The organism is Micromonospora sp. NPDC050417 (genome assembly GCF_044458865.1).
Lineage (GTDB): Bacteria > Actinomycetota > Actinomycetes > Mycobacteriales > Micromonosporaceae > Micromonospora_G.
The window spans coordinates 120,705-141,325 of sequence record NZ_JBITIH010000001.1 but is presented as its reverse complement, the minus strand read 5'-3'; the positions used below and the strand labels follow the sequence as shown (position 1 = coordinate 141,325).

Genomic DNA, 20,621 nt, shown 5'->3' with positions numbered 1-20,621 from the left:
CCTAACATCTTCGATACCTGTCGGACATCCTGCCCTGGTCCGAGCCGAGGGGTGAGCATGTCCGTCGCGCGCCGGCCATCTCGACGATCAACCTGTAGGGCACACGAAGGGGCGCACCCCCACCGGGTACGCCCCCTCCGGACACCGCCCCTCGGGTCGGCGGCGATCGTCGCAGCTAACTTCTGGCGGGGATCAGCAGGCTCCCCGGGATCACGCACACCGGCACGGTCGACTGGTAGTAAGCGACCAGGGCGTCTCGGTCGCGGTCAGGCTGCGCGACACCGATCTCCACGCACCCAAGTCCCGGCTGCGCCCCCACGCTCCGGATCTCGACACCGCGACCTTTCCAGTCGGCGATGTCTCCGCTGACGCTGGTCACGCCAGCGGCCAGCTCGTCCGCACTAAGAGGCACCTCGCGTAGCCACAGCCGTTGCTCCGGTACGACCGCTCGTACTGCTGCGGTGAACCTGGAGGACTCACGGCTGTGTACGAGCAGCCGGTTTCCGGAGATGTCGGTCTCCACCCCGGCGTACACGGCCATCGCCGTGATGTCGCGGCTACAAACTGCATCGCGAATGTGGCGATGAGGGGGTAGGTGGGGCGATGTTCGATGGGCTCGGGCTTCCACCCACGGTCCCGAACCGCCGGAGGTCGCCGTTCACCACCCGGCCCGGCGGCCTCTCGGATGACCCGGTCAGCGGTCCGATCTCTCGGGCAGCGCCGCCACCGCCGCCGCTACCGCCTGATCCAGGGTCCCGGCCTGCCGCGACACCTCACTCCAACTGTTGACCACACGGTAGTCGCCCGCCGGATTGCGCTCGATCCTCACGCTTCCCGCGCTCCGGTTCTCGGCGTCCAGTTCGAGGCGCAGGAGCGTGAAGTGGGAGACGGTGGGGAACAGCTCGCGTAACCGCTCGTTCTCGTGTGCGGCCCGCAATAGGGGACGGATTTCGTCCAGATCCGCATCTTGCAGCAGAGTCTGCCACTGAACCGGAACGTGATCGCCGCGCTCGTACGCCTCCTCGATCGGACGGTAGGACATGAACGGGAATGTACTCGCGAGTTCGCTCAGCATCGCCCCTCCACGCCACAGTTCCGCTACCCGCAACACGTCCAACAGGTCATCGGTCTCGCCTCGCGCCCACTTATGACTCCGATGCGAGAGCACGATGTAGAAGGAGCGCCGCCCGGGGACCACCTGCACCCCGATTCCACCACGCGGCGAATCGATGGTCGCGAAGAACAGCGGCCCGAACTCCGAAGCGGAGATGTCGCCGACGTCAATCCCTCGACGCCGAGCAAGCCCTCGTAACGCCAACGCGAGCCCCCCAGCCTCGACGACGTCCGGGTAGAGACTCTCGTCAAGCGTCGCGGCCGGGTCGTCTCCCACCATGTGCCCTCTCACCTCGGAAACCAACGGACTCGTCACGTGAACGAGCGAGAAACACCTTACTCCTCCCACCAACGGAACGGGAAACAGCGTTCCGGCTTGGGAACCGAAAGACGCGGGTCCGGGCAACGGTGTGCTTTCCAGTCGGGCTCCGACCACCTCGGGACGTCACCCGCCTTGTCGTAGAACAAGACGCTGTCCCAACTCCGTCCATCCTGGATGATGGCCTTCACGATCCACACCATCTCCTCCTCGGTGGCGCGCATCACTCCGTCCGGCGCGGTGACCGCCCGGTCGAGCACCTCCTAAGTGTCCAATTGCGTTGGCCAGGACGGCTGAAAGGGGCTAAAGCAGAGGTCAACGGTGTAGACGGTGATGTCGGCGCGGCCGGAAAACCTGATCTGCGGCAGCGCACTGCTCACGTGGAGGCGCCAGTGCATTTGGGTCCGCCGGCTGTACGGCTCGATTCTGGTGCCGTCCAACGACAACTTGCCCTCCGCGTAGCCGAGGCCGGCCAGCGCCTCACGGGCCTCGGTGCCGTCGGAGCGGCGGATGAGCAGGTCCAGGTCATGCATCCGGCGCTTGCCAGCGTCGTGATACACACGCTCGATGAGGGACGGATCCTTTCGGACGGCGAACGGCACGCCCGCTGCGGGTTGTGCCATTCCAACGGGAGGACGCTCAGCTTGGAGCCTCCGCCGAACCGCTGCCAGTCGCTGTGCAGGAAGTCCGAGTGGGACGTCGACGATCGCCCGGGACCAGTCGATACGACCGGCCGCGTTCAACTCGGCCAGTAGTAGTCGATGCAGCCGGTCGAACACGCCGGCGTCGGTCCACCGGCGCAGTCTGCGCAGCAGGTCATCCCAGAGCCGAAGCCCAACTCCTGGGGTAGGTCCTCCCACCCGATTCCGGTATGCAGCACGAACAAATCCCTTGTAGGCAGAGCCGATCCGGCACCGGTCGCGAGCCGGGTGATCGCCGCGGCCAGGGCGGAAGTACCGGCTCGACCAGATTCCACAAGTCGTCATCGATGACCCACGGCTTGCCCACGCCATGTGGAACGACTCGAACCGGCCACCGTCACGCTCGCCACCATCGATCGACAAGATCTTGTTAGGAGCTTTAAGGACGTAGCTGCTAGTTTCACCCGTGATCTTGCTCCACGGCCGTGGCCAAAGAGTATCTGCCCTGATTTATGGAGATCTTGATGGAGCTTCATCGTCGTCGTCCCCACCTCTTCTGGATCGCCTTTATCCTCGTGGGGGGCATCCTCGGCATTTGGGCTTCCCAGAATGGATGGGGGCTGAGAATCCTGATCGTGCCGTTGGGTTCGGGAGCGCTGCTTGTCGTCAGCCTGATCATGGTTCTGGGCGCTCTTGCCGGTCTTGCCAGTACTCTGCGTCCCGCGCCGATTGTGCTGGATGAGACGGGACTCCGGCTGCGCGCGGAAGGCATTAACCAGTTGGTACCGTGGGCATCGATTGACGCGTTGATACTTGAGCCGCGCCACGGGGCGTCGGACAACAGCAGTGGGCCGCGGCTGCTGTTGGTGCCGTCGGCAGACGCCGATCTGGGCACCGTGGCGGAATATCAGAACAAGGTCGACGGTCGCCCCTCCATCATCCTGCTGCCGATTGACTCGCTTCGCGCATCACAAGATCAAGTAGTTCAGGCGCTCGCTACGTACGCAGGACAGCGGTTCATTAACGGGGCCTCGGACTCAGCGGTCGAGACGGAATCCTCAGCCAGCGCGACCTGAGCTGAGAGGGCGCACGAAAGGGGGCGCACCCCATCGGGTACGCCCCCTTCGGACACCGCCCCTTGGGTCGGCGGCGATCAGCGGGTCAGGAAAACCCCGGAGACGACATCCGCCGGAGCGGACGGTGCAATACGCAACACCGCTGCGGCGACACGTAACGCCCGATCCACCGCGCCCGTCTTCGTTACCCGCCGCCCGGCAACCAACTCGTCCCGCGCATCAACCGCGCCTGGTGAGAGGTTGTAGGTGACCTTCGTCAACCCCGGCCCATCGTCCCCATCGGTCACGGGGAAACTACCAACCGATCAACCCGGGCCGTTGCTGCGGTTCGGGGTACTCCGTGTTCCGGCCGGCACGTACCTCCATTGCCCAGGCGAGCTGGGCGCAGCCGTCCGGGGTGCAGCAGGCGCAGGTGCCGGGGGCGTAGGAGGTGCCCCGGTCCTCGTGCTGGGAGATGGTCATCGTGGCCGCCTCCCAGGTCGCGGCGCGGGTCAGCGGTTCATCGATGCGGCTCATGATCCCGCCAGCGCCACGAGCGCGGTCAGGATGGCCTTAGCCTCCACCAGTACCTCCGCGCACGGTGGGTGCGCTGGCACCGACTCCCACGCGCATTCCAGCCAGTGGCCGGTAACCCACACCTGGGTTCCGTTCGGGTCCGACCGGTCCCTGTGAACCCGCAGGACCCGAACGTTCGAGGTCAACGTCTGAGGCGTCCGCCCGTCGGACCAGTCTCTCGGCGCCAGGTGCACCACCGTGCCGTCGGGGACTGCGGGCAGGTCACCGACCGTGACCGGTCGTGTTCCGCTCTCGGCGGCGCGTTCAACCGCGAGCATCACCGGGTCGGCGAGCATCCGGGTGGCCCACGCCAACCGGCCGCATTTGCCCCGCCGGAACGCCGGGCACAGTCCGCATTCCTGCTCGTTGAGGTGCGCCTCGACGATGGCCCGAGCGTTGCCGAGCATCGCGGGCCAGACCTGCGGGGGCATGATCGTCCCGTGTGGGCGGGAGTCGCGCACTGCCGTCATCCGATCCTCCGCCAACGCCGCCCGCAGTTGTGGTGAATCAGCGACTGGGCGTGCGGGGTGCCGGATCGTCCCATCGCCATCGAGATGGCGATGAGGCGAGCCACATCGGAGAGGGGTTCGACCACCGGCTGCGGGAGCGACGACGGCTCAGGGTGCGGTGGGGTATCCGCTCCGGGCGCCGGCCAGTCTTCGGGCGCCTCTCCGTCGTTGAAGTACTTCCGCCAACTGCTGTTCGCCATTCGCCCACCTCTGCCACGGGGTGGGGAGGATGACGACCGTCTGCTTCCCCACCAAAGGGTTGGCGCCGGGCCCACCACGGGGGAAGTCGGCCCGGCGCCGATCGGGAGGCGTTGCGGCGGAACAGCCTGTGGGGCTATGAACGGGTGTTGCCGCCGCAGCGCCTACTCCGATCGTCCCCAGACGATCACAGAAGGTGAAGGGACAGTGTGTACCACTTCGCGTACTCGTCGCCCCAAGTAGTACGTGGCGTACAGGTTCCTTTTGCTTAAACGTCTACACCCACCAGCTTGGCCAGGTCCGCCATTTCCTGCGTCATCGCCCGGCGTCGCACATCCCGGATGGACTCGACGATGTCGCGGGCGTACCGCTGCTGGCGGATCCAGGCTGGGGCTTGTTCACGAATCTCCAGCAGCACCCCGGTTGCCTCGGCGTACTGCCCGGTCTGGGCGTACGACGACGCGACGTCGAGACGGTGCCGCTGCCGAGAGGACGGGGTGACCTGTCGGGACCGTTCAACGTCGGCGGAGAGCACCAACGCCTGATCCGGGCGGCCCGCGATCACCGCAGCCTCTACCCTCATCATCGCCACTGACCCGGTCGACAAATCTATCCCGCCGGTCGCAATGACCTCGTCGGTTTGGTCGCCAAGGCGCTGCGCCGCCGTGGCCGCAAGGTCGAGCATCTGACCGGCGTCGGCGTCCCGGTTGTCCCGGACCGCAGCGGCAGCGGCGCGCACGTACATCTCACCCCAGAGCGCGACTTCGGCTGGTCGGGTTCGAGACATGCGCGGTTCGATCCGGTCGGCCGTTTCGATTGCCAACTGCTCAGTCTCGCCGAGTCGCCCTTGCCGCAACAGCAGCCAGCACATGGGTCCGATGGCTGCGGCGCCGGTGAGTTCGTCGCCGGACTGGTCGGCGTGCTCAAGGGCTAACGTCAAGGCGGCGTGGGCGAGGTCGACTTGACGCATCTGGATCATCAAGCGGCCAGCGAGCTGGTGTGCACGGGCCGCCAGGATGTGCGCGGTCAGGCGCTCATCCCCGTCGGTGATGTCGACGAGCATGCGTGCCTCGCCGAGCAGGCCGGGCAGGGCCAGCAGCGTGTTCGTGTAGTCGTTGGCGTGATACATGCTGTTCGCGGCCATGATCGCGTCTCGAACGTCGTCCAGGGCGGGGGCGGTCTGTTCGGGCCCGGCCTCAATGAGCTGCCCGCCGAGGCCGCGTACCGGGGTGAGTGCCCGGCGCATGTCGACGAGGCCGAGTGGTATCGAGTCCGGCTCCCGGTTGGCCGCGCCTCGTGCCACGTTGCCGAGCAGCATGGATGTGGCGACACCAAGCACTCGGGCGATCTTGTTCAATGTCGACATCCGCGCGGCGGTGCGCTCGTTCCGCTCCAGCTTGCGGATCGTTTCGACGCTGAGCCCGGCGGATTCCGCGAGGTGTTCTTGCGTCATGGCTCGCTGTTTGCGAATCCGAGCGATGTTGTCCCCGATGGTGTGCACGTGTCTGCCCTCCTGGACGAGGGTGAGGTACAGGACCCTGGACGGTCCCGTTAGGTGTTGTCGACGGTACTGCTCGTGGTTGACGCCTGCTAGCCAGACACCGGCGCGCATTGAGGGGCCAGCCCCTCTCGCGTTTCCTGGACGAGCTACCCGAGCAGGGCACCGGCGAGGAGTGGCGGCTGCAGGTCATCGCCACCCCGATCGTCGCGGGGTCTACGGAGTGCCTGGAGTGGCTCGGGCAAGCAGTCGCCGCTGCCGAGCCCACCTCGTAGCTACGGCCGGTACGCGAGCACTTCGGAGTTCGTTACCAGCACGAAGAACGGCGACCCGGCCGCCGGAGAGCCGGCCGGCCAGGTCGCCGTCGAAGTGGTGGCGCGTCCCGTGGAGCGATCCACGGGACGCGCCAACCGGTGTTGCTCAGCCGGCGTGGTACGCCCGGATGATCGTCTGCTCGATGCCGCTGCCACCGTTCGCGCCAGCCTTCACCCGGAGCGAGACGGCCTGTCCGGCCTTGACCTTCGGCAGTTCGGCGCGGTAGTCGTCGCCATCCCGGTTCACCCGGGCGGAGTGCCACGTGGCGCCGTCGTCGGTCGAGGTCCAGACCTGGAACGACTCCACCCGCTGGTTCGGTACGCCGTTCGCCTGCCGGACGTGGAAGCTGGCCGCGCCACTCGTCGGGTGGTTGGCCGCGTCCAGCGGCAGCGCGTAGTCGACCGAGAGCAGCGGCAGCGGAGCGCTGCGGGTGCCGCTCGGGCCGGCCGACCGGAACGTCCACGACGTGCTGATCTTGGTCGAGATCGGCAGGATCAGTCCGGTCTCGACGTCGAAGGTCAACCGGTAGTCCGCGGCGGAGCTGGGTACGGTGAAGTCGGCCAGCGATGCCGCCCGCTCCTCGACCAGTTTCCCGTTCCGGTAGAGGGCCAGCTTGCGGTTGACCCCGATCGTCCCGGCCGCCAAACAGTCGGCCCGCTGGTGCTGGTCGGTGAGCATGACCAGGTCCACGTGCAGGTTGCCGCTGGTCCGCGACGGTGCGGAGGCGCAGGAGAACTCGGCGCCCGACGGGTCGTCGTACCAGTCCGAGTGCAGCGGCTGCCGCGCCCAGATCTTGGACTGCTTGCTGCCCGCCTTGTAGACGCGGTCGCCTTCGGCGGCGGTGAGCCCGCCGTAGACCCCTTCGTCCTTCCAGACGTAACCGGCCGTAACGTAGTCGGTCCGGTTCACCGGCAGGTCGTACGTGCGGTTCTGGAGCACGAACGCGTACCCGTCCGAGGTGTAGCCGGTACGCCGCAGCGAGGTGACCATCCCGTCCGAGTCCAGCTGGTTGAACCGCTGGTCGATCCGGGCGAACCGGGACTGCTCCTTCTTGTCCACCCGGTACGTCAGATTCGCCGGCACGCCCTTGTCGTACGCGTGGACCAGGTCGTAGTGCGCGGGAGTGCCCGACTTACCGGTGGTGTCCAGGGAGAAGCCCGCGTAGGCCTGGAAGGTACCGATCCCGGGCCGGTCCATCGGCTCCACCGACACCTTCGCCAGGTTGCCGAATCCGGTGGTGCTCTGGGTCCAGCGCAGACCGTTACGCGAGGTCTGGACGGTGGTGAACTGGGTGGTGCTGCTGGTGGTGGCGACCTTCTCCACCGTGGCGGTCACCGGCTTCGCCCGTGCCGGGTCCAGCGTCATGACGCGGTCGGCGGTGATGGCGACGTCCGGGTCACCGACGATCAACCCCTGCTGGTTGTCGGTCGCCGGGTCGTAGACGGTGTAGGCGCCGGTCACCGCGTACCGGCCGGCGGGCACCCGCATGGTGACGGTCGTACCGGGGGTGGTGAAGTCGCCGCCGCCGTAGACGGTCGGGTCGTCGAGGTTGGTCACCAGTACGCCGACCCAGTCGCTTCCGCCTTCGGGCAGGTTCCTGGTCGCGACCGTCTTGATGGTCAGGTCGTAGCTCGGCGCCTCCACGTAGAAGGTGACCGGCGTGGTCGACACGAGCTTGCCGTGGGAACGGGCGGTGACGACTGCGGTGTACAGGCCCGGCTTCCCGGCCAGTTCCGAGCGGTCGATCCGCAGCGTGGTGCCGGCGGAGGAGCCCCGCTTGAGACGTACCCGGTCCTCGGAGAGCGACGCGGTGTGACGCGGTGCCTTGGCTCCGGAGTGGTCGGTGACGGTGACGTCGAGGTCCAGCTCGGTGTTGGCCGAGTTCGAGTCACCGGTCCAGCTCAGGTTCGTGGTGCTGGACCCCTTCTGCGGGTACGGGAACGTACCGAGCGCCACCACCGGCTGGTTGCTGACGGGGCCGGAGAGCGCCCGCGCGGCGTTCAGCCGACCGGCGCCGACGGCGTACGGGTCCGCGTCCGGCATCGGGTCGGCGGCGCCGACCAGCGCGGCCTTGAGCCGGTCGGCGGCCCAGTCCGGGTGGCGCTGGGCGAGCAGTGCCGCGGCGCCGGCGACGTGCGGCGCCGCCATGGAGGTGCCGTCGGAGCTGGTGTAGTACTGGTCGACCGGGGCGCCCATCGTGGTGCCGCTGGCCCGGCCGGCGACGATGCCGACGCCCGGTGCCACCAGTTCCGGCTTGGCCGCGTGGGTGTTGAGCATCGGCCCTCGGCTGGAGAACTCCGCCAGCTTGTCGTTGTCGTCGACTGCGCCGACGGTCAACGCGGAGCGGGCGGAGCCGGGCGCGGAGATCGCGCCGCCGTTGTTGCCGGCGGAGGTCACGAAGAGCGCGCCGGTCTGCTTCGAGAGGGCGTCGACGGCGAGCGCGAGCGGGTCGGACCCGTCGCTTGCTTCCTCGCCGCCGAGGCTCATGTTGACCACGTCGGCGCGGGCGGCTGCCCACTCCATGCCGGCGATGATTCCCGAGTCGTCACCGAAGCCGTCGTCGTCGAGAACCTTGCCGATGACCAGGCGGGCGCCGGGCGCGACACCGCGGCGCTGGCCGTGCGAGGCCGCCCCGGTGCCGGCGATGGTGGTGGCGACGTGCGTGCCGTGGCCCTTGTGGTCGACGGCGTCGCCGCCTTCGACGGTGAAGTCGGCCCGGTCGACGATCTGACCGGCCAGGTCCGGGTGGGTGAAGTCGGCGCCGGTGTCGAGTACGGCGACCCGGGTGCCCTTGCCGGTGTAGCCGGCGTCCCATGCCTCGGGAGCGGAGACCTGACGCAGGTTGCGGTCGAGGTCCTTGGTGAGTGTGGTGGCCTGGACCTTACGGTCGAGCCAGACCTTCGCGGCCCCCGCGAGCAGGCTGTCGCCGGCTGCCTTCGCGGTGGCGGGGGTCTTCTTCGGTACGTGACCGGCGACCGCCCCGATGCTCGACAGTTGCCGTACGTCGCCGAGGGCCGCCACCCGTGCGTTCGCCTTCGGCTGCACGATCAGCGGGAGGTCGGGGGTGCTCGCGTCGTCGTAACCGTCGTGGATGAGCGCGGTGACGTCGAAGAGAGTCGGGTCAAAAACCGGGCCGATCTGCGCCGCGACGCTGGCCGGGGTCACGTGCACGTGCCCGTCGGGGCCGCAGCTCTGCTGGACCACACCGTTCGGGTTCACCGGATCGACGGTGACCCGGGGACAACCGGTCCCGGTGGTCTCGACGGTCACCACGTCCCCGGTCAACAGGGTGACGGTGTACGTCTTGCCCTGGGGGGCGGTGCCCTCGTCGGCCAGGCTGGGGCTGCTCGGCACGAGGCCCGCCATGGTGGCGACCAGTGTTACCGCGGGTAGCCACCGCATTTTCCTGAGCATTCTGCTCCTTTGTGTACTATCGGCCGCTTCGTGTGGCACGGTCATGATCATATGCAGGTGAAGTGTTACTTGATCACGACGAGGGTGTTAAATCCGATCGCGCCACCCCCGGTCCGGGCACCACAATGCGCTGGTGAACGCCCCAGTCGATGCTATGGTCGCCGGTCTGCTCGCCGGCTACGGAGTGGCCATTCCATTCGGCGCCATCTCTGTCCTGGTTGTCGCCCTGACCGCCCGTACCTCGTTCCGGGTCGGTGCCGGCGCCGGGCTCGGGGTGGCCACGGCGGACGGCCTCTACGCGGGAGTCGCGGTGCTCGGTGGCACCGCGCTGGCCGGGGTGATCGAGCCGATCGCCGGACCGCTTCGGCTGCTCGCGGCGGGGATCCTGCTGGTGCTGGCCGCCCAGACCGTGGCCCGCGCGTTCCGGCAGTACCGTGACCCGTCGACCCCGGTGCGCGACGGCCGGGGTCTGACCACGCCGGGCCGGGCCTTCGCCGGGGTACTCGCGCTGACCCTGCTCAACCCGACCACGATCCTCTACTTCGGCGCGCTCATCCTCGGCCGGCAGGCATCCGCTCCCTTCACTCCCACCGACGCGGCCATCTTCGTGGCGGCCGTGCTGGCCGCCTCGGCGAGCTGGCAGCTACTGGTCGCCGGCGGCGGATCGTTGCTCGGTCGGGCGCTGGCCAGTCCCCGGGGCAGGCTCGGCACCGCGCTCGGGTCGAGCGCGCTGATCGTGCTGCTCGCCCTGCGCCTGTTGACCGCCGACTGAGCCCGGTCCTCCTGCTGGCCAGCCCGGTGCCGTACGGTCGGGGGATGAGCAGCCGACCCGCCGCCGGCGGCGGCCGGTGGGTCGACGTCGACCCGGTCCGGGTCGCCCGTTGGATCGACGGCTTCACCGCCCGGCACGGTCCGCCCGAGGTCACCCCGACCGGGTACGGTCTCCTGCTCGCCGCGCCGGACGGTGCCACCGCCGAACTGCACCACCCGCCCGGTACGCCGCCGACCACCGATCTGCCCGGCTTCCTGGCCGAGGCCACCGCCGCCCGTCGACTCGGTCTGGTGCTGGCGCGCAAGGGAGCGGTGGCGGTCGGCATCGCCGACGGGAGCGAACTGCGGACCTCGAAGGTGGACAGCCGGTACGTGCAGGGGCGCACCGCCGCCGGGGGCTGGTCCCAGCAGCGGTTCGCACGGCGCCGGGACAACCAGGCGAAGGCGGCGATGGCCGACGGTGTGGACCTGGCCCTGCGGCTGCTGCTGCCGGAGGTCGGCAGCCTCGACGCGGTGGTCGCCGGTGGGGACCGGCGGGCGATCGACACGATCCTGGCCGACCGGCGGCTCGCCCCGGTGGCCGCGCTCCGTGCCGAGCGCCTGCTCGACGTCCCCGAGCCGAGGCGCGCGGTGCTGGTCGACTCGATCGCCGCCGCCCGGGCCGTACGGGTGCTGGTCCGCGATCCGCAGGGTGCGGAATCCGCCGGGTCCGGATAGCGCACGCCGGGCGTACTGGCTACCCTCCCGCCATGGCTCCGCGCGCCCGTAACCGGTCCCGCTCCGATTCCGTCGCCGCCGTGGCGAGGCCGTGGACGGACCAGGAGGTACGCCGACCGCTGGTGACGGTTGCCGCGCTGACGCTGGCGCTCCTGCTCGGTGGGCTCGGCATCGGCGGGTTCTTCCTGTTCCGGCCGGATCAGGAGCCGGAGGCGGCGGCCCGGATCGCGATCGACTCCTTCGTCCAGCGGTTGATCGTCGGCAACTATGGCGGGGCGTACGACCAGCTCTGCTCGGACACCCGCCAGCGGCTGGACCGGGAGCAGTTCGCCGCCGACATCGGTGGCCGGCCGGCGGTGCGCTCGTACCAGATCGACAAGATCGAGAAGTCCGGCCGGACCTTCTCGATCAGCGTCACCCTGGCTGACCCGAGCGGGGCGAGCGAGGCCCACGTCTACCGGGTGGTCGAGGACCGGGGGAGCTGGCGGATCTGCGGAGACCCGATCCCGGCCTGAGTGCGCGTGCCGGCTGACCTGTGGCTACGTGATCGAGTGATCATGGTGGCAAAACCGACGAAAGCTCGACCGGGCGGCCCGGTACACTGGGTGCCGTGCTGCTCTGCGAAGGCTGAACCGCCCCGCACCGGGGGGACGTCGTTCCCGCCGGTGCTCCCGTGTGCCTGAGTCAGCCTTCGACCCCGAGAGTGAGTCCCACGACATGATCACCGTTTCCGGACTGGAACTGCGCGCTGGCGCCCGGATCCTGCTCTCCGACACGACGCTGCGGGTCCAGCCGGGCGACCGGATCGGCCTGGTCGGGCGTAACGGCGCGGGCAAGACCACCACCCTCAAGGTGCTCGCCGGTGAGGGACAGCCGTACTCCGGTGAGATCGACCGCCGGGGTGCGGTCGGTTACCTGCCGCAGGACCCGCGCACCGGCGACCTGCAGGTCACCGCCCGGGACCGGGTGCTCTCCGCCCGAGGGCTGGATGTGCTGATGGCGCAAATGGCGGAGATCGAGGCAAAGCTCGCGATCTCCCCGGAGGAGCGCCTGGTACGCCGCTACGGCGCCCTCGAAGACCAGTTCGCCTCCCTCGGTGGGTACGCCGCCGAGGCCGAGGCGGCCCGGATCTGCGCCAACCTCGGTCTGCCCGACCGGGTGCTCGCCCAGACGATCGGCACCCTCTCCGGTGGTCAGCGACGCCGGATCGAGCTGGCCCGGATCCTGTTCCGGGACGCGGCCGAGAACGGTGGCGGCATCCTGCTCCTCGACGAGCCGACCAACCACCTCGACGCCGACTCGATCACCTGGCTGCGCGGGTTCCTCGCCGGACACAAGGGCGGACTGATCGTTATCAGTCACGATGCCTCGCTGCTGGAGGCCGTGGTCAACAAGGTCTGGTTCCTGGACGCCACCCGTTCCGTGGTCGACGTCTACAACGTCGGCTGGAAGACGTACCAGGAGCAGCGGGAGACGGACGAACGGCGGCGCCGCCGCGAGCGGGCCAACGCGGAGAAGAAGGCCGGCGCGCTGATGGCGCAGGCCGACAAGATGCGGGCCAAGGCGACCAAGACCGTGGCCGCACAGAACATGGCCCGTCGGGCCGAGAAGCTCCTCTCCGGTCTGGAGGAGTCCCGGGTCGCGGACAAGGTGGCGAAGGTACGGTTCCCGAGCCCCGCACCGTGTGGCAAGACCCCGCTGACCGCCGCCGGGCTCTCCAAGTCGTACGGCTCGCTGGAGATCTTCACCGACGTCAACGTGGCGGTCGACCGGGGATCCCGGGTGGCGATCCTGGGGCTGAACGGTGCCGGCAAGACGACCCTGCTGCGGATGCTCGGGGGTTTGTTGAAACCGGACACCGGGGAGATCCGTCCGGGTCACGGCCTGCGGCTCGGCTATTACGCCCAGGAGCACGAGACCCTGGACGTGGACCGGAGCGTGCTTGAGCACATGCGCAGCGCCGCCTTTGAGCAGTCGGACACCGACCTGCGCAAGATCCTCGGCGCGTTCCTCTTCTCCGGCGACGACGTGGACAAGCCGGCCGGGGTGCTCTCCGGTGGGGAGAAGACCCGGCTGGCGCTTGCCACGCTGGTCTGTTCCGGCGCGAACGTACTCCTGCTCGACGAGCCCACGAACAACCTCGACCCGGTCAGCCGGGAACAGGTGCTGGACGCGATTGCCCGCTATCCCGGCGCGATCGTGCTGGTGACGCACGATCCGGGTGCGGTGCTGGCGCTCAAGCCGGACCGGGCGATCCTGCTGCCCGACGGCGACGAGGACGCCTGGAGCGACGATCTGCTGGAACTGGTGGAGCTGGCCTGAGTCGGCCCGTGCCGACCACCCGACCGCGATAGCGCTCGGGTGGTCGGCGCACGCGGTCAGCCAGAGTACGTGGTGAATGCCGGTAGCTCTCTGGCGGCTGTACCGGAACGGTCGGTCACAGGATCGGGTGTACGGACATCGGCACCCTGAAGAACACGCCCCGCGTCCTGCCTGCACCTTTCCCCGGAAGCGCAATCGTCTAATCGGGAAATTGACACTGCTGTGCGTGTCGGTTGGCGAAGAGTTGATATCTGGCGCATGATCGTTCGAGGCGGTCTAATAGGTGGGACCGTATCGAACCGCACAGTCTGGGACGTGAGGAATCAACATGGCAGCCACCGGCACAGCCACCAGCACTGAGAAAGGTCGCCGGATCGTCGGAGCCGAGCGTCAGACGCTCGCCAAGGACCTGGTCAAGCGGTACACGTCCGGCGAGAGCATTCGCGCCCTGGCGGCCTCGACGGGCCGTTCCTATGGGTTCATCCACCGGGTGCTCACGGAGTCGGGCGTTCAGTTGCGCCAGCGCGGCGGAGCTCGTCGTCGCAAGAAGGCGTGACCCGCTTCTCAGCCTGGCCCGCGCCCCGCGCAGTGGGGACTCCTGGTGACCGCTGACAGCGGGGTGCGGCTGGAATGCGACGGGCCGGTGGCGACGGTGACGTTGTGCCGGCCCGACGTGCTCAACGCGCAGACGCCCGCGATGTGGCGGGCGATGCGTGAGTTCGCCCGCGACCTGCCCGGAAACGTGCGTGTCGTCGTGGTGTGCGGTGAGGGTCGGGCGTTCTCGGCCGGTCTGGATCGCGCTGTTGTCGGCGCCACCGGGCCGGACTCGTTCGCCGCGCTCGCCGCCTTACCGCCCGAGCAGGCGGCGGAGCGGATCGCGGAGTTCCAGGCGGCCTTCACCTGGCTGCACCGACCCGACCTGATCTCGGTCGCGGCCGTGCAGGGGCATGCGATCGGCGCGGGTTTCCAACTCGCGCTCGCCTGTGACCTGCGGGTGTTGGCCGACGACGCCAGCCTGGCGATGGCCGAGGTGACCCTCGGCCTGGTGCCGGACCTGGCCGGCACGAAGCGCCTGGTCGACCTGGTCGGCTACGCCCGTGCGCTGGAGGTCTGTGTGACCGGGCGCCGCCTGGACGCGACCGAGGCGGCCCGGATGGGGTTGGCCACGGTCGTGGTGCCCGCTGCCGAGCTGAACAACACCGTGCGCGACCTGACCGCGGCCGTACTGGCCGGGGACCGGAACGCGGTGATCGAGATCAAGGCGCTCCTCGCCGGCGCCGCCGGACGTTCTCCGAGTGATCAACAACGGGCAGAACGTGAGGCCCAGATGCGCCGTATAGGCGAACTGGCCGGGCGCGGCGAGTAATTATGGAAATTGTAAGGAGCAGTCGGGAAGAGATAACTTACCTCTTGAGTTGACTTAAGCGTCGTACGGAATCGGATCGACCCGGTCGGCGACAATTAGCGACACGGAGGTGACGGGTGTCCAACCCGATGGCTGGCGGCGGCATGGGCGGCTGGAGCACCCTGCGTTCGATGCGGAGCCGGGACGAGGTCCGGAGCCACCAGTTGAGCCGGGGGGCAACCCGTCGGATCGTCGCCTTCGCCCGGCCGTACCGGCGGGACATCGTGGTCTTCCTGATCACCGTCGTGCTGGCCGCCGTGATCGGTGTCGCCACCCCGGTACTCGCCGGGGACGTGATCAACACCATCACCAAGGGCGGCACGGACGCCGGCGGGATCATCGTCCGGCTGGCCCTGCTCATCGCCGGGCTCGCCGTCGCCGACGCGCTGCTCTCGCTGGCCCAGCGCTGGTACTCGGCCCGGATCGGCGAGGGCATCATCCTCGACCTGCGCACCCGGGTCTACGACCACGTGCAGCGGATGCCGCTGCAGTTCTTCACCCGTACCCAGACCGGCGCACTGGTCAGCCGGCTCAACAACGACGTACAGGGCGCCCAGCGGGCGTTCACCTCGACGCTCTCCGGCGTGGTCAGCAACATCATCCAGCTCGTGCTCACCGCCGTCGTGATGTTCACCCTCTCCTGGCAGATCACCGTGCTGTCGCTGCTGCTCCTACCGATCTTCGTCATCCCGGCGCGCCGGGTCGGCAAGCGGCTCGCCGAGATCACCCGGGAGGCGTACAACCTCGACGCCAAGATGAACGCCACCATGACCGAACGGTTCGGCGTCTCCGGCGCGCTCCTGGTCAAGCTCTTCGGCAAGCCCGAGGACGAGGCCCGGCGGTTCGCCGAGCGGGCCGACCGGGTACGTGACATCGGGGTGCAGACCGCGATGTACTCACGCACGTTCTTCGTCGCGATGCTGCTCGTCGCCTCCCTGGCCCAGGCGCTCACCTACGGCCTCGGCGGCTGGCTCGCCGTCACCGGCTCGGTCAGCGCCGGCACCGTCGTCACCCTCGCCCTGCTCCTCACCCGCCTCTACGGCCCGCTGACCGCGCTCTCCAACGTCCGGGTGGACGTGATGAGCGCGCTCGTCTCCTTCGACCGGGTCTTCGAGGTGCTGGACCTGAAGCCGTCCATCGCCGAGAAGCCGGACGCGGTCACCATCCCGGCCGGCTCCGGCCGGCTGGAGTTCCGCGACGTACGGTTCCGTTACCCGAGCGCCGCCGAGGTCTCGCTCGCCTCCCTGGAGGACGTCGCCGCGCTCGACCGTACGGTCTCCGAACCGGTCCTGCGGGGAGTCTCCTTCACCGTCGAGCCCGGACAGATGGTCGCCCTCGTCGGCCCCTCGGGCGCCGGCAAGTCGACCACCTCGATGCTGGTCTCCCGCGTCTACGACGTCACCGACGGCGAGGTACGGGTCGGCGGCGTCGACGTACGGGACGCCACCCTCGACTCGCTCCGGGACGAGATCGGTGTGGTCACCCAGGACTCCCACCTGTTCCACGAGACCATCGCCGAGAACCTCCGGTACGCCAAGGCCGACGCCACCGAGGAGGAGCTCTGGGAGGCGCTGCGTGGCGCCCAGGTCGAAGAACTCGTCCGGGCCCTGCCCGAAGGTCTGGAAACCATGGTCGGCGAGCGCGGTTACCGCTTCTCCGGCGGGGAGAAGCAGCGGATCGCCATCGCCCGGCTGCTGCTCAAGGCACCGTCCATCGTGATCCTCGACGAGGCGACCGCCCACCTCGACTCGGAATCCGAGGCGGCGGTGCAGCGTGCGCTCGCGGTCGCGCTGCGGGGCCGTACCGCGCTCGTCATCGCGCACCGGCTCTCGACCGTACGGGAGGCCGACCAGATCCTGGTGCTCGACCACGGCCGGATCGTCGAGCGGGGCCGGCACGACGAGCTGGTGGCGGTCGGCGGCCTCTACGCCGAGCTCTACCGCACCCAGTTCTCGGTGGCCGACTCCCCGAAGCCCTTCCTGGACGTGGTCGGGCCGGAGCCGGTGACGACCGTGGCCCGGCGCGACTACGACCCGGAGTGAAGCGTCTCGCCGGAGCGCGCCCGTTCGCCCCGGCCGGCGTGCACCACCGCCCGCAGTTCGGCGAAGGTCTCGGCCAGCCGGTCCGGGGTGTAGTGGGCGTTGAGCCCGCTCGGGTTCGGCAACACCCAGAGTCCCGCCCCGCCGATTCCCTCAGGCTGCCGCCCGAGCGCGGCACGGCGCCGGTCGAACGCGACCCGGTACGCGGTCACCCCGACCACCGCCACCCACGCCGGCCGATGACGCCGAACCTTCGCCAGCAACCGGCGACCACCCTCGGCGAGCTCCTCCGGGGTCAGCTCGTCGGCGCGAGCGGTGGCCCGCTCCACCAGGTCGGTGATGCCGAGCCCGTAGCCGAGCAACTCGGCCTGGTCGGTCGGACCGAGTAGCCGGGGGGTGAACCCGCCCCGGTGTAGCGCCGGCCAGAACCGGTTGCCCGGACGGCCGAAGTGCCGACCGATCGCGGCCGAGTAGAGGCCCGGGTTGATGCCGCAGAAGAGCACGTCCAGATCGGGTGCGATCAGGTCGGGGATGGTCCGCCCGTACGCCTGCGCCAGTTCGGCCGGGGTTGGTCGGACCGGACCGGGTACGGGGCCCGGGGCAACCTCCGCTCGACCTGTCGGCACTGCCCGGGTACGCGGTGGCACGGCTCAGATCCCCCGCAGTGCGCCACCGTCGACCGGGATGGTCACCCCGGTCAGGTAGCTGGCGGCGGGGGAGAGGACAAACGCGGCCACCCGGCCGAATTCCGCCGGGTCACCCAGCCGGCGCATCGGAATCGTCGACTCCGTGTCCGTCCGGGCCCGCTCCGGATCGGGACTGGCGGCGAAGAGCTGCCGGTTGCGGTCGGTCATGATGCGTCCCGGGAGCAGGCTGACGAAGCGGACGCCGCGCGGGCCGTACTCGTCGGACATCTCCTTCGCCACCGCCGCCATACCGGGGCGCAGCCCGTTGGAGATGCCCAGGTTGCTGATCGGGACGCGGACCGAACTGGAGAGGACCAGGCCGATCGCGCCGCCGTCGGGCAGTGCCTCGGCGACCGTACGGATCATCCGGACGGTGCCGAGGAAGACCGTCTCGAACGACTCCCGCCACTGCGCGTCGGTGACCTGGGCGGCGGTGCCGACCGGCGGCCCGCCGACCGAGACGAGCGCGCCGTCCAGCCGACCGAAGTGCTCACCGGCCGCGTCGACCAGGCGTTGCGGGGTGTCGGGGTCGGCCAGCGTGGTCGCCAGCCCGACCGCGGACCCGGCACCGCCGAGCCGCTCGACCGCGGCGGCGACCCGCCCCGGGTCACGGGCGGCGATGACCACCCGGGCCCCCTCGGCGACGAGTTGTTCCGCGGTGGCGAGGCCGAGTCCGTTCGAGGCGCCGGTCAGCAGGTACACCCGGTCAGCGAGTCCCAGATCCATGGCGACGATCCTGCCGTACCGGCGAGGACGGCTGCCACCGGTGCCTGTCGCGGGTGACGCCACCGGCGCCCCGTCATCCGGCTCCACCGCGTAGCAGCCGGACCCGCCCGGCGACCTGGAGCGCCAGCACGCGGCCGACCCGGCCCAGCCCCGGTGCGCGTCGCCGGCCGGGGGCCGAGCCGCCGTCGTAGCGCCAGGTCGCTTCGCGTACGGCCAGTTCCTCGGCCGCCGGTGCCGGCAGCCGGCCACCGGCGGCCAACTCCCGGGCGAGGTCCCAACCGTCGCGCAGTGAGCCGTTGGTCGGTCGGGTGGCGGCCCAGGAGCGGAAGGTGGGCGACCACTCGGCGCCGAGGGCGGCGGCGAGCAGCGGCCAGTGCCGGGAGACGTCGCCGGCCCGCTTGTTCAGCAGCGCGGCACGGGCGGCGCCGACCAGGCGGGTGTCGAAGCCGGCGGGCACCGCCGCGCCGGATACCAGGGTCGCTACCAGCTCCGCCTGCCGCGCCGCGAGCCGGTCGCGCGCCGACGGCACGACGGCGGTTGGGGCGGTGGCGGTTGGGGCGGCGGACCCGTCCGGGGTGGTCATGTGACGGTCGGGTAGCCGGCGGCGTCGGCGATCGCGTCGAGTTCGTCGCGGAGCACCTGGGCCGGCGGGTAGCGCCCGTCGCGTTCGAGCAGCAGGGCCGGCGGGCGGTGCCGGGCGCAGAGTTCGCCGACCAGGTCGAGTACGGGCACCGGGACCGGATCGGTGTGCGTGTCGTGGTAGACCCCGTCGTGCTCGGCGCCGCCGGCCACGTGCACGTACGCGACCCGCTCCAGGGGCAGCCGGTCGAGCAGGTCGAGCGGGTCGGTGCCCCGGTTACGGGCGTTGGCGTAGACGTTCGCGACGTCGAGCAGCAGCAGCGCGCCGGTCCGGTCGAGGATCTCGGTGAGGAAGTCCGCCTCGTCCAGTTCGTCGTCCGGCCAGTCGAAGAGCGCGGCGATCGGTTCCAGCGCGATCGGCACCGGCAGCTCGGCCTGGGTACGCGCGATGTTCTCCACCAGCGTGTCGATCGCGTCGTGCGTACGCGGCACCGGCAGCAGGTGCCCGGCCTCGACGCCGCCCGCCCGGACGAAGGCGATGTGCTCGCTGACCAGGGGGGCGCCCAACAGCTCGGCGACCCGGGCGAGGTGGGTCACCCGGGCCGGCTCGACCGGTTCTGCGCCGCCGAGGGAGAGCCGCACCCCGTGCGGTACGACCGCCACCCCGCGTTGCCGCAGCGCGGTGAGCGCATCGGGTGGCGGGCCGTCGGCGGCGACCGTCTCGGCGACGACCTCGACGAAGCGCAGACCGGGCAGTTCGGCGACGAAGCCGGAGATCTCCGGTCGCCAACCGATCCCGACGCCGTACGCGGGCAGGCTCATCCGCCGCAGCCCCCTCCGCAGCCCCCGCCGCCGCCCCCACAGCCGCCTCCGCCGCCCCCGTCGGAGCTGCCCCCACCGTCACCGCCGCCGGCGTAGCCGCCGCTGGCGACGTTGCGCTGCACCTCGGCCTCAGCCGCGAAGCCCGGGTCGAGGCTGTAGAGCGCGGCGCCGCCGAAGAGTGCGACGCCCATCGCGGCGCTGGTCGCGCCGTAGGTGTCGTACGCGGGGGATGCGGTGGGGGAGAGGTGTGCGTGCTGGCCGCGCAGTGTCCGTACGGCGTTGCGGGCGGCGCGCGTCTGTTTCGGCACCCGGGTCAGCAGCACCAGGGTGATCACGCTGACCACGGCGACGAGAAGGAAGAGGAAGAGGACCGGCTTGCCGCCGGCGATCCCGGCGATGAACCGGAGCACGCCCAGGCCGACGAGTCCCAACAGCAGGAGCGGGAAGAGACGGGCGGCGCGGCGTTGCTCCGCGGCGGGAGCGAGGCCCTTGCGTTCCAGTTCCGTACGGAGCTGGTCGAGGGCGAGCTGCACCCGGTGCGTGCCGGCCAGACTGCGGGCGCGTAGCCGTTGCCCGGCCGCGTGGTAGACGGCCTGGTCCAGACCGGTCGCTCCGGCTGGCATCGGGCCGGCGGTGGCGAGGTGGTGACGGGTCGAGTCGATCGCCCCGGCGGCCCGGAGCCCGCCGAGCGAGGCGTAGATGGCGAGCCGGCTGCCGCCGTTGAGGTACGCGGCCTGCTCCGGGGTGAGCTGGGCGGCGTCGAGGTCCCGCCGTCCGGCGAAGACGATGGAGCGCTGTACGACGGCGGCGAGGATCAGCAGACCGGCTGCCGCGGCGTACAGGAACAGGAAGGTCGGCCCCGAGATCCCCCAGGTGTCCGCGGGTGCCGCCGCACTGATCATCATGGGCTCATTGT

General features: G+C 69.9%; 24 protein-coding genes. 9 read left to right on the top strand and 15 right to left on the bottom strand.

Features of this window, described 5'->3' with window-relative positions; genetic code table 11:
* Nucleotides 1–175 precede the first annotated feature (175 nt).
* From ACIBF5_RS00575 to ACIBF5_RS00560, 4 genes are all read right to left on the bottom strand, one after another.
* Nucleotides 176–541: a hypothetical protein gene (locus ACIBF5_RS00575; protein WP_396806630.1), complete on the bottom strand. Its 366-nt coding sequence runs from the start codon at nucleotides 539–541 to the stop codon at nucleotides 176–178.
* Between the two features lie 153 nt (nucleotides 542–694).
* Nucleotides 695–1,393 carry a DUF6193 family natural product biosynthesis protein gene (locus tag ACIBF5_RS00570; protein ID WP_396806628.1) on the bottom strand — a complete coding sequence of 233 codons (699 nt, stop codon included), beginning with the start codon at nucleotides 1,391–1,393 and terminating at the stop codon, nucleotides 695–697.
* Nucleotides 1,394–1,449: 56 nt separating this feature from the next.
* Entirely contained in the window at nucleotides 1,450–1,692 is a 243-nt protein-coding gene (locus ACIBF5_RS00565) for a hypothetical protein (RefSeq protein WP_396806626.1), read from the bottom strand.
* Between the two features lie 3 nt (nucleotides 1,693–1,695).
* A complete protein-coding gene (locus tag ACIBF5_RS00560) occupies nucleotides 1,696–2,211 on the bottom strand; it encodes a nucleotidyltransferase family protein (protein WP_396806624.1) in 516 nt (171 codons plus the stop codon).
* A gap of 374 nt (nucleotides 2,212–2,585) precedes the next feature.
* On the opposite strand from ACIBF5_RS00560, the gene ACIBF5_RS00555 reads away from it, so the two are divergent.
* Nucleotides 2,586–3,149, top strand: coding sequence for a hypothetical protein (locus tag ACIBF5_RS00555; protein ID WP_396806622.1), 564 nt, complete (start codon nucleotides 2,586–2,588; stop codon nucleotides 3,147–3,149).
* Between the two features lie 77 nt (nucleotides 3,150–3,226).
* On the opposite strand, the gene ACIBF5_RS00550 is transcribed toward ACIBF5_RS00555, so the two are convergent.
* The 5 genes from ACIBF5_RS00550 to ACIBF5_RS00530 form a co-directional block, all read right to left on the bottom strand.
* Nucleotides 3,227–3,409, bottom strand: a complete 183-nt coding sequence (locus ACIBF5_RS00550) for a hypothetical protein (protein WP_396806620.1) — start codon at nucleotides 3,407–3,409, stop codon at nucleotides 3,227–3,229.
* Between the two features lie 34 nt (nucleotides 3,410–3,443).
* Nucleotides 3,444–3,665 carry a hypothetical protein gene (locus ACIBF5_RS00545; RefSeq protein WP_396806619.1) on the bottom strand — a complete coding sequence of 74 codons (222 nt, stop codon included), beginning with the start codon at nucleotides 3,663–3,665 and terminating at the stop codon, nucleotides 3,444–3,446.
* Nucleotides 3,662–4,174, bottom strand: coding sequence for a hypothetical protein (locus ACIBF5_RS00540; protein WP_396806617.1), 513 nt, complete (start codon nucleotides 4,172–4,174; stop codon nucleotides 3,662–3,664). The genes ACIBF5_RS00545 and ACIBF5_RS00540 overlap by 4 nt, the downstream gene beginning before the upstream one ends.
* A complete protein-coding gene (locus ACIBF5_RS00535; RefSeq protein WP_396806615.1) occupies nucleotides 4,171–4,413 on the bottom strand; it encodes a hypothetical protein in 243 nt (80 codons plus the stop codon). The genes ACIBF5_RS00540 and ACIBF5_RS00535 overlap by 4 nt, the downstream gene beginning before the upstream one ends.
* Before the next feature lie 266 nt (nucleotides 4,414–4,679).
* The gene (locus tag ACIBF5_RS00530) at nucleotides 4,680–5,912 is read right to left on the bottom strand and encodes a helix-turn-helix domain-containing protein (RefSeq protein ID WP_396806613.1); all 1,233 of its coding nucleotides are present in this window, start codon (nucleotides 5,910–5,912) and stop codon (nucleotides 4,680–4,682) included.
* A gap of 110 nt (nucleotides 5,913–6,022) precedes the next feature.
* Here ACIBF5_RS00530 and ACIBF5_RS00525 point away from each other — a divergent pair, with 110 nt between their 5' ends.
* Nucleotides 6,023–6,184, top strand: coding sequence for a hypothetical protein (locus ACIBF5_RS00525; RefSeq protein WP_396806611.1), 162 nt, complete (start codon nucleotides 6,023–6,025; stop codon nucleotides 6,182–6,184).
* A 145-nt stretch (nucleotides 6,185–6,329) separates the two neighbouring features.
* Here ACIBF5_RS00525 and ACIBF5_RS00520 read toward each other — a convergent pair whose 3' ends face one another.
* Entirely contained in the window at nucleotides 6,330–9,638 is a 3,309-nt protein-coding gene (locus ACIBF5_RS00520; RefSeq protein ID WP_396806609.1) for a S8 family serine peptidase, read from the bottom strand.
* Nucleotides 9,639–9,792: 154 nt separating this feature from the next.
* Here ACIBF5_RS00520 and ACIBF5_RS00515 point away from each other — a divergent pair, with 154 nt between their 5' ends.
* From ACIBF5_RS00515 to ACIBF5_RS00485, 7 genes are all read left to right on the top strand, one after another.
* Entirely contained in the window at nucleotides 9,793–10,410 is a 618-nt protein-coding gene (locus tag ACIBF5_RS00515) for a LysE family transporter (RefSeq protein WP_396807335.1), read from the top strand.
* 44 nt (nucleotides 10,411–10,454) lie between these two features.
* Nucleotides 10,455–11,126 carry an acVLRF1 family peptidyl-tRNA hydrolase gene (locus ACIBF5_RS00510; protein ID WP_396806607.1) on the top strand — a complete coding sequence of 224 codons (672 nt, stop codon included), beginning with the start codon at nucleotides 10,455–10,457 and terminating at the stop codon, nucleotides 11,124–11,126.
* Nucleotides 11,127–11,158: 32 nt separating this feature from the next.
* Nucleotides 11,159–11,641 (top strand): hypothetical protein, encoded by a 483-nt coding sequence (locus tag ACIBF5_RS00505; protein WP_396806605.1) that lies wholly within the window; start codon nucleotides 11,159–11,161, stop codon nucleotides 11,639–11,641.
* A gap of 202 nt (nucleotides 11,642–11,843) precedes the next feature.
* Nucleotides 11,844–13,448, top strand: a complete 1,605-nt coding sequence (locus tag ACIBF5_RS00500; protein ID WP_396807333.1) for an ABC-F family ATP-binding cassette domain-containing protein — start codon at nucleotides 11,844–11,846, stop codon at nucleotides 13,446–13,448.
* A 328-nt stretch (nucleotides 13,449–13,776) separates the two neighbouring features.
* Nucleotides 13,777–14,004 (top strand): helix-turn-helix domain-containing protein, encoded by a 228-nt coding sequence (locus ACIBF5_RS00495; protein ID WP_007462679.1) that lies wholly within the window; start codon nucleotides 13,777–13,779, stop codon nucleotides 14,002–14,004.
* 45 nt (nucleotides 14,005–14,049) lie between these two features.
* Nucleotides 14,050–14,814: an enoyl-CoA hydratase/isomerase family protein gene (locus tag ACIBF5_RS00490; RefSeq protein ID WP_396806603.1), complete on the top strand. Its 765-nt coding sequence runs from the start codon at nucleotides 14,050–14,052 to the stop codon at nucleotides 14,812–14,814.
* A 128-nt stretch (nucleotides 14,815–14,942) separates the two neighbouring features.
* The gene (locus tag ACIBF5_RS00485) at nucleotides 14,943–16,895 is read left to right on the top strand and encodes an ABC transporter ATP-binding protein (protein ID WP_396807332.1); all 1,953 of its coding nucleotides are present in this window, start codon (nucleotides 14,943–14,945) and stop codon (nucleotides 16,893–16,895) included.
* On the opposite strand, the gene mug is transcribed toward ACIBF5_RS00485, so the two are convergent.
* The 5 genes from mug to ACIBF5_RS00460 all read right to left on the bottom strand — a co-directional run bounded on the left by mug (nucleotide 16,880) and on the right by ACIBF5_RS00460 (nucleotide 20,607).
* Nucleotides 16,880–17,539 carry a G/U mismatch-specific DNA glycosylase gene (gene mug, locus ACIBF5_RS00480; protein ID WP_396806602.1) on the bottom strand — a complete coding sequence of 220 codons (660 nt, stop codon included), beginning with the start codon at nucleotides 17,537–17,539 and terminating at the stop codon, nucleotides 16,880–16,882. The two genes, ACIBF5_RS00485 and mug, sit on opposite strands and share 16 nt — an antisense overlap.
* 3 nt (nucleotides 17,540–17,542) lie before the next feature.
* A complete protein-coding gene (locus ACIBF5_RS00475) occupies nucleotides 17,543–18,304 on the bottom strand; it encodes an SDR family oxidoreductase (RefSeq protein WP_396806600.1) in 762 nt (253 codons plus the stop codon).
* A gap of 73 nt (nucleotides 18,305–18,377) precedes the next feature.
* Nucleotides 18,378–18,887 (bottom strand): hypothetical protein, encoded by a 510-nt coding sequence (locus tag ACIBF5_RS00470; RefSeq protein WP_396806598.1) that lies wholly within the window; start codon nucleotides 18,885–18,887, stop codon nucleotides 18,378–18,380.
* On the bottom strand, nucleotides 18,884–19,705 hold the full coding sequence (locus tag ACIBF5_RS00465) for a DUF692 domain-containing protein (RefSeq protein WP_396806596.1): 822 nt from the start codon (nucleotides 19,703–19,705) through the stop codon (nucleotides 18,884–18,886). Before ACIBF5_RS00465 ends, ACIBF5_RS00470 begins: the two co-directional genes overlap by 4 nt.
* The gene (locus ACIBF5_RS00460) at nucleotides 19,702–20,607 is read right to left on the bottom strand and encodes a TIGR04222 domain-containing membrane protein (protein WP_396807330.1); all 906 of its coding nucleotides are present in this window, start codon (nucleotides 20,605–20,607) and stop codon (nucleotides 19,702–19,704) included. The genes ACIBF5_RS00465 and ACIBF5_RS00460 overlap by 4 nt, the downstream gene beginning before the upstream one ends.
* Between the last annotated feature and the right edge of the window lie 14 nt (nucleotides 20,608–20,621).

What these genes read in the sequence shown, in the direction of transcription:
- ACIBF5_RS00575 (WP_396806630.1), bottom strand. Translation starts at nt 541, where the DNA reads ATGGCCGTGTACGCCGGGGTGGAGACCGACATCTCCGGAAACCGGCTG.
- ACIBF5_RS00570 (WP_396806628.1), bottom strand. Translation starts at nt 1,393, where the DNA reads ATGGTGGGAGACGACCCGGCCGCGACGCTTGACGAGAGTCTCTACCCG.
- ACIBF5_RS00555 (WP_396806622.1), top strand. Translation starts at nt 2,586, where the DNA reads ATGGAGATCTTGATGGAGCTTCATCGTCGTCGTCCCCACCTCTTCTGG.
- ACIBF5_RS00545 (WP_396806619.1), bottom strand. Translation starts at nt 3,665, where the DNA reads ATGAGCCGCATCGATGAACCGCTGACCCGCGCCGCGACCTGGGAGGCG.
- ACIBF5_RS00540 (WP_396806617.1), bottom strand. Translation starts at nt 4,174, where the DNA reads ATGACGGCAGTGCGCGACTCCCGCCCACACGGGACGATCATGCCCCCG.
- ACIBF5_RS00535 (WP_396806615.1), bottom strand. Translation starts at nt 4,413, where the DNA reads ATGGCGAACAGCAGTTGGCGGAAGTACTTCAACGACGGAGAGGCGCCC.
- ACIBF5_RS00520 (WP_396806609.1), bottom strand. Translation starts at nt 9,638, where the DNA reads ATGCTCAGGAAAATGCGGTGGCTACCCGCGGTAACACTGGTCGCCACC.
- ACIBF5_RS00515 (WP_396807335.1), top strand. Translation starts at nt 9,793, where the DNA reads ATGGTCGCCGGTCTGCTCGCCGGCTACGGAGTGGCCATTCCATTCGGC.
- ACIBF5_RS00510 (WP_396806607.1), top strand. Translation starts at nt 10,455, where the DNA reads ATGAGCAGCCGACCCGCCGCCGGCGGCGGCCGGTGGGTCGACGTCGAC.
- ACIBF5_RS00505 (WP_396806605.1), top strand. Translation starts at nt 11,159, where the DNA reads ATGGCTCCGCGCGCCCGTAACCGGTCCCGCTCCGATTCCGTCGCCGCC.
- ACIBF5_RS00500 (WP_396807333.1), top strand. Translation starts at nt 11,844, where the DNA reads ATGATCACCGTTTCCGGACTGGAACTGCGCGCTGGCGCCCGGATCCTG.
- ACIBF5_RS00495 (WP_007462679.1), top strand. Translation starts at nt 13,777, where the DNA reads ATGGCAGCCACCGGCACAGCCACCAGCACTGAGAAAGGTCGCCGGATC.
- ACIBF5_RS00485 (WP_396807332.1), top strand. Translation starts at nt 14,943, where the DNA reads ATGGCTGGCGGCGGCATGGGCGGCTGGAGCACCCTGCGTTCGATGCGG.
- ACIBF5_RS00475 (WP_396806600.1), bottom strand. Translation starts at nt 18,304, where the DNA reads ATGGATCTGGGACTCGCTGACCGGGTGTACCTGCTGACCGGCGCCTCG.
- ACIBF5_RS00470 (WP_396806598.1), bottom strand. Translation starts at nt 18,887, where the DNA reads ATGACCACCCCGGACGGGTCCGCCGCCCCAACCGCCACCGCCCCAACC.
- ACIBF5_RS00465 (WP_396806596.1), bottom strand. Translation starts at nt 19,705, where the DNA reads ATGAGCCTGCCCGCGTACGGCGTCGGGATCGGTTGGCGACCGGAGATC.
- ACIBF5_RS00460 (WP_396807330.1), bottom strand. Translation starts at nt 20,607, where the DNA reads ATGATCAGTGCGGCGGCACCCGCGGACACCTGGGGGATCTCGGGGCCG.